This is a genomic window from Streptomyces sp. NPDC059828 (assembly GCF_042731955.1).
Classification (GTDB): Bacteria; Actinomycetota; Actinomycetes; order Streptomycetales; family Streptomycetaceae; genus Streptomyces.
On record NZ_JBHWIW010000097.1, the window covers coordinates 1 to 5,017 of the forward strand.

5 protein-coding genes and 1 pseudogene are annotated in these 5,017 nt (G+C 67.0%); 1 reads left to right on the forward strand and 5 read right to left on the reverse strand.

The genetic code is table 11. The annotated features are described in order from the left end of the window. Positions 1-248: 248 nt before the first annotated feature. A complete protein-coding gene (locus tag ACFV6V_RS30940) occupies positions 249-1,412 on the forward strand; it encodes an NAD-dependent formate dehydrogenase (RefSeq protein ID WP_385571159.1) in 1,164 nt (387 codons plus the stop codon). Positions 1,413-1,460: 48 nt separating this feature from the next. On the opposite strand, the gene ACFV6V_RS30945 is transcribed toward ACFV6V_RS30940, so the two are convergent. From ACFV6V_RS30945 to ACFV6V_RS30965, 5 genes and pseudogenes are all read right to left on the reverse strand, one after another. Then, positions 1,461-1,715, reverse strand: coding sequence for a hypothetical protein (locus tag ACFV6V_RS30945; RefSeq protein ID WP_385571160.1), 255 nt, complete (start codon positions 1,713-1,715; stop codon positions 1,461-1,463). Between the two features lie 186 nt (positions 1,716-1,901). Beyond that, positions 1,902-2,312: a VOC family protein gene (locus ACFV6V_RS30950; RefSeq protein WP_385571161.1), complete on the reverse strand. Its 411-nt coding sequence runs from the start codon at positions 2,310-2,312 to the stop codon at positions 1,902-1,904. 384 nt (positions 2,313-2,696) lie between these two features. Next, positions 2,697-3,887 carry a hypothetical protein gene (locus ACFV6V_RS30955; RefSeq protein ID WP_385571162.1) on the reverse strand — a complete coding sequence of 397 codons (1,191 nt, stop codon included), beginning with the start codon at positions 3,885-3,887 and terminating at the stop codon, positions 2,697-2,699. Beyond that, entirely contained in the window at positions 3,884-4,165 is a 282-nt protein-coding gene (locus ACFV6V_RS30960; protein ID WP_385571163.1) for a hypothetical protein, read from the reverse strand. Before ACFV6V_RS30960 ends, ACFV6V_RS30955 begins: the two co-directional genes overlap by 4 nt. Positions 4,166-4,883: 718 nt before the next feature. After that, positions 4,884-5,017 (reverse strand): annotated as a pseudogene (locus ACFV6V_RS30965) (DNA-directed RNA polymerase subunit alpha); the annotation flags it as partial.

Here is a 5,017-nt window from a genome sequence, read left to right on the forward strand (position 1 = left end):
CCGCCGAGCCACCTCAACGCGGCCTTGCAGCGGCATAGCGCGGTCACCGTCCGCTACCGACGCCCTTGACAAACCTGATTGGGAATCACTGAAATAGCCGCATCCCCATTCGCCGGAAGGCCTCCCCCATTATCCCTGGGGATGCAGCGCCGACGCACACTCGATAGGATTCAAGATCGTCGGCGTTCGGTGGATTTACCGGTGCTCCACCATCACCGGAGCAGTGGCCCCATCGATGGAGGACGGCCATGGCAAAAATCCTTGCGGTGCTCTATCCGGACCCCGTGGGCGGATATCCCCCCGACTACGCCCGCGGCGAGATTCCCACCATCACCGGCTATCCGGGCGGTCAGACCGCGCCGACCCCACAGGCCATCGATTTCACCCCGGGGCACCTCCTCGGCTGCGTCTCGGGAGAACTGGGACTACGTCGGTTTCTGGAGGACCGGGGTCACACCTTCGTCGTCACGAGCGACAAGGAGGGGTCGGACTCCGACCTGGACCGCGAGCTTCCCGACACCGACGTGGTCGTCTCGCAGCCGTTCTGGCCCGCCTATCTGACCCCCGAACGCATCGCCGCGGCTTCCCGGCTCAGGCTCGCGATCACCGCGGGGATCGGGTCAGATCATGTCGACCTGCCGAGCGCCATCGCTCACGGCATGACCGTGGCCGAGGTGACATTCAGCAACAGCATCAGTGTGTCGGAGCACGCAGTGATGCAGATTCTCACCCTGGTACACAACTACATGCCCGCTCACGAGTGGGTGACCACCAAGAAGGGCTGGAACATCGCCGACAGCGTCTCGCGCTCCTACGACCTCGAAGGCATGGACGTCGGCGTCCTCGGCTCCGGCCGAATCGGCAAGGCGGTACTGCGCCGCCTCAAGCCGTTCGGCGTCACGCTGCACTACTGCGACGTGCACCGGCTGGCCAAGGAGGTCGAGGAGGAGCTGGAGCTGACCTGGCATCCCGACGCCCGTTCGCTGGCCTCCTCCGTCGATGTGCTCTCGATCCACGCTCCGCTGCATCCACAGACGATGAACCTCTTCGACGACGAGCTGATCGGGGCCATGAAGCGCGGCTCGTACATCGTCAACACCGCACGGGCGCTCATCGTCAACCGGGACGCCGTGGTGCGGGCTCTCAACAGCGGCCAACTGGCCGGCTACGCCGGTGACGTCTGGTACCCGCAGCCGCCGCCGCCCGACCATCCCTGGCGCACCATGCCCTACGAGGCGATGACGCCGCACGTGTCCGGATCGACCCTTTCGGCACAGACGCGCTACGCGGCCGGTACGCGGGAAATCCTGGAGTGCTGGTTCGACGGGCGCCCCATCCGCCCGGAGTACCTAATCGTCGAAGGCGGTGGGCTCGCCGGGACGGGAGCGAGTTCCTACACAGTCACCGAATGACCGACACGGGCAGGGGATCGTCCGACGGAGAAGAAATCAGCTGACGATTCAATAGCGACCCAGCACCCCCGCCGCGAGTCGATTCACCCATGATTTACCGGGCGGGAGTTCGAGTCCTTCGTCACCGAACGTCTCGGCGCTCACCTGGCACTCGCTGGCACAGTGACGCAGGCCGACAAGGCTCCTGGCTCCATCTCCATGTGGGCGATCGAGAGCGAGGAGAAAGCACGCGAGATCGCGGCCGCCTTCCATGCCGCTCTCCACTGTCTCCACGCTCTCCAGCAGCTTTGCATCACTGTTCATGGAGAAATCCTGGAGATGGTCTTGAGACTAGGTCCCTGAAGCACCAACGGAGACCGGCACAGCCCAACGGAGCCGGGGGGCAAGAGCTCCCATCACGTCCACCGTCGACCCAGGTGCGAAGCCGAGCAGACGGGGGGACGGGATGGGAGCTGGGGAGAGTGGTGGGTGAGGAAGTGAGGCGGCTAATTAGTCGCGCTTGGGCCAGATCGGGCCCTGGTCGGTCCAGATGACGCCCTTGTTGCGGCACAGGCAGAAGGGGTGGCCGATCGGGTCGGTGTAGACCTGCCAGCCATAGCCGTTGGGGCCGATGAAGTCCTGCCTCAGCGTCGCGCCGAGGTCGAGGACGCGGCGTTGCTCGGACTCGATCTCGTCCACTTCGAAGTCGAGGTGGAACTGCTTGGGGTGCTCACTGTCGGGCCACTGTGGAGCGCGGTAGTCCTCCACCCGGATGAATGCCAGCTCGATCTCGCCGAACTGGACGCCGGCCCAGTCCTCGGAGCTGCCTTCCTTGATCGGACGGCCCGTCATCTCGGAGTAGAAAGCCGCCAGCTTCATCGTGTCCGGGCAGTCGATAATGAAATCGGTGAGTCGCAGCATCTCGCGATCTTGTCACAAGCCAGGCAGCGAACGTGATCTGCTCGGGAGCGGCCTTCTTCGTTACTGCCAGGAGCTTCGCCTCTTCGCTGCTGCCTTGGTCCGGAAGCGAATGGCATCACCATTAACGTCGCGCATCGTTGCGTACTTGGCCAGCGCGAGCGAGTACCGGCCGCGCCAGTAGCCACCGAGGTTCAGCGCGCGCCCGCCAGGCTGCCGCCCACCCCGCCCTGCCTAGCCGCGGGTCGCGGTGGATACCCCGAGCGCGGCCAGCGTGAAGGCATCCCGCAGCTCTCCCGTACGGATCGCCTTCGCGATTTCGCCCGGAGTCCACCAGCGCGCGGCAGCGATCTCAGCGTCGCCGACCGAGCCGGGCACAGTGGGGCGTCACCCTGAACCGCGACCTCGACAACGGCAACCTCGTTCTCCAGCATGCCGGAGTCGACGTCCAGGTACGCGACTACAGCCGCTGCGGAGCCCACCAGTCCCGTCTCCTCGACCAGTTCGCGCATCGCGTCCCAGGCAGGATCGGTCTCGCCGAAGCCTCGCGGCAGTTCCCAGGCCCACCTGCCAACGGTCGGTCGCCACTGGCGGACCATCACCCAGCGCTCCGCCTGCGCCACCCGCGAACCCTGCGGCTGTCCCCTCCGCGAGCAGGCTGGTCACCAGGCCCATCCCACCACCCGCAGCCACCTGAGCCGTGACCCCACGTGTGGTCTGTACGAACCGCTGGAGACGGGTCACCGGCGCCTCGTCCAAGCCACCGGGCGGTGGCTCCTTCGTACGCGCCCCGAGCAGGTCGCCCACCTCCTGCAGCGCGACGAGATCGTGCCGCTGCCACCATCCGGTGAGGGCGTCGGCCGCGTCATCGGTGTAACGCTGCCATTGCTCCCCGCTCATCATGCCGAGCCTCAGCTCGAACCGGGTCGGATAGGCCACGACCGGTGTCTGCTCCCTCAGCATCGCTGCCTCCCGACGTCGGACGCCGCGTCGGGGTGAGGGCATCCCGAGCAGGCAACCTTCGCTCGCCGCAATCGCCCGGTAGTACGTCTCGTCGAAGGACTCGCGCAGCATCTGTGCGTCCGCCTGCGCCGCGGGGTCACCGGAACGCAGCAAAGAGTCAAGGCTCTCGTACAGGCGACTGCGGTGGGGCAGGCCGTTCACGTCGAACTCCCCGCTGGTCCAGGCAGTGAGCACCGCCCGGCCGTCCTCACTGGCCGTGTCCTCCGGGCGCGGCGGGGGCCGCATCGCGTACGCGGCGGCATAGTCGGCCGGCACCAGGGGACTGACCTCCAGCAGTCCGCGCCCGGCGGCCTCCAGCCAGTCACCCCAACGGGCGACCGTGCGCCGCCGCAACGGAGTGTCGAGGACACCGGTCGCCGCCAGCAGCCGGTCCGCCATACCGACCGGGCTCTCCGCGGGTAAGGCTGCGACCGCAGCCTCGCTGTCCCCGTGGGCGGCCAGCTCCCGCTGGAGTCGCAGGCACTGTTCGTCGGGTATCGGGAGGGAGGAGAAAAGAAAGCCGGTCGAGAGCATCGCGATGAGCTGCCCGGCCAGGTCCGCGTTCCGGGAGTTCACCCGGATCGGCAGCACCGCACCACCGCCGATCGCCCGAATCGCCAGCTCGTCGAGGAGCGCGGCGGGCCGGAGCGCCGCGAGACGGCTCCATCGAGCAGTTGGGGATAGCTCAGGAACAGAGAGCCGCCCTGGATGACTTCCCAGCGCAGCCGCCCAAGCAGCTCTGCCCGCCCGAGCGCGGTCAGCCGCTCTGCCGGGGCACCGCCCCCGGGCGCCTGGGCGCTGAGCCTGGCCCGCTGCCGTACGCTGTCCCACCCCGTGCTGAGCACCGCAGTCATGTGCCAGCCCTTTCCTCGGCCACCCAGGGCTAGTTCAGCATGTGCCGGTGGGCGTGACAACAGAAGTGTGTGATCTTGACGAGCAAGTGAGCCGCGCGCCTCGAAGGAGTGCGAGAGCCACCCCTCACGCACGCCATGCCTTCAGGCAAGAACCCCTGAGCGGCGGTGTGGGGCCAGCTGTGATGACGGGCATTCACCTGATCAACGGTGTGAGCGCCTGCGACGAGGTGAGCCTGCTCTGCACGGTCTCCGGCAGCTCTACATCACTGTTCCGAGCCAGCGCGGAAGGATCTACCTCCGAGGCCCAGGCTCACGCTCAGGGAGAAACCCTGGAGATGATTTTGAAATCGACTCCTCAAGCGCCAACGGAGACCGACGCAGCCCAACGCTCTGACCTGTGCCTTTGGCATGAGACGCAGGTGGGGCAATCTTCCAGGGCCTAAGCGGTCGTGGGTTCAAATCCCCCCACCTCGACAGCGGAAATACGAGGACAGGGCCGGTCTTCCATCATGGAAGACCGGCCCTGCTGCGTTCCCCGGGATACATGGCCAGTACTGCGTCCCGGCAGAGATGGCGGCCGCCTTCGCCGCCTTGATCAGGCCCGGAGGGCTGGGGCGTCTGCTCTTCCTCCGCCAGTGGCTCTACGAGGAGCCGGGTGCGGTAGGCCGGTGCTCAACGCTGATGCCGACCTTCCCTGGCTCCCCGCAACCGGTGCACCTCAGTACTGCTCGGTCTCCACGAAGCCCGCGTCCGCACTGTCGTCGGCGCCGAAGGCGTCCGCGGCGGCGGTCGGGTCGAATCCGGGCGGGCTGTCCTTGAGGGCCAGGCCCATGCCGGCCAGCTTCGCCTTGA

What these genes read in the sequence shown, in the direction of transcription:
- ACFV6V_RS30940 (WP_385571159.1), top strand. Translation starts at nt 249, where the DNA reads ATGGCAAAAATCCTTGCGGTGCTCTATCCGGACCCCGTGGGCGGATAT.
- ACFV6V_RS30960 (WP_385571163.1), bottom strand. Translation starts at nt 4,165, where the DNA reads ATGACTGCGGTGCTCAGCACGGGGTGGGACAGCGTACGGCAGCGGGCC.
- ACFV6V_RS30950 (WP_385571161.1), bottom strand. Translation starts at nt 2,312, where the DNA reads ATGCTGCGACTCACCGATTTCATTATCGACTGCCCGGACACGATGAAG.
- ACFV6V_RS30945 (WP_385571160.1), bottom strand. Translation starts at nt 1,715, where the DNA reads ATGAACAGTGATGCAAAGCTGCTGGAGAGCGTGGAGACAGTGGAGAGC.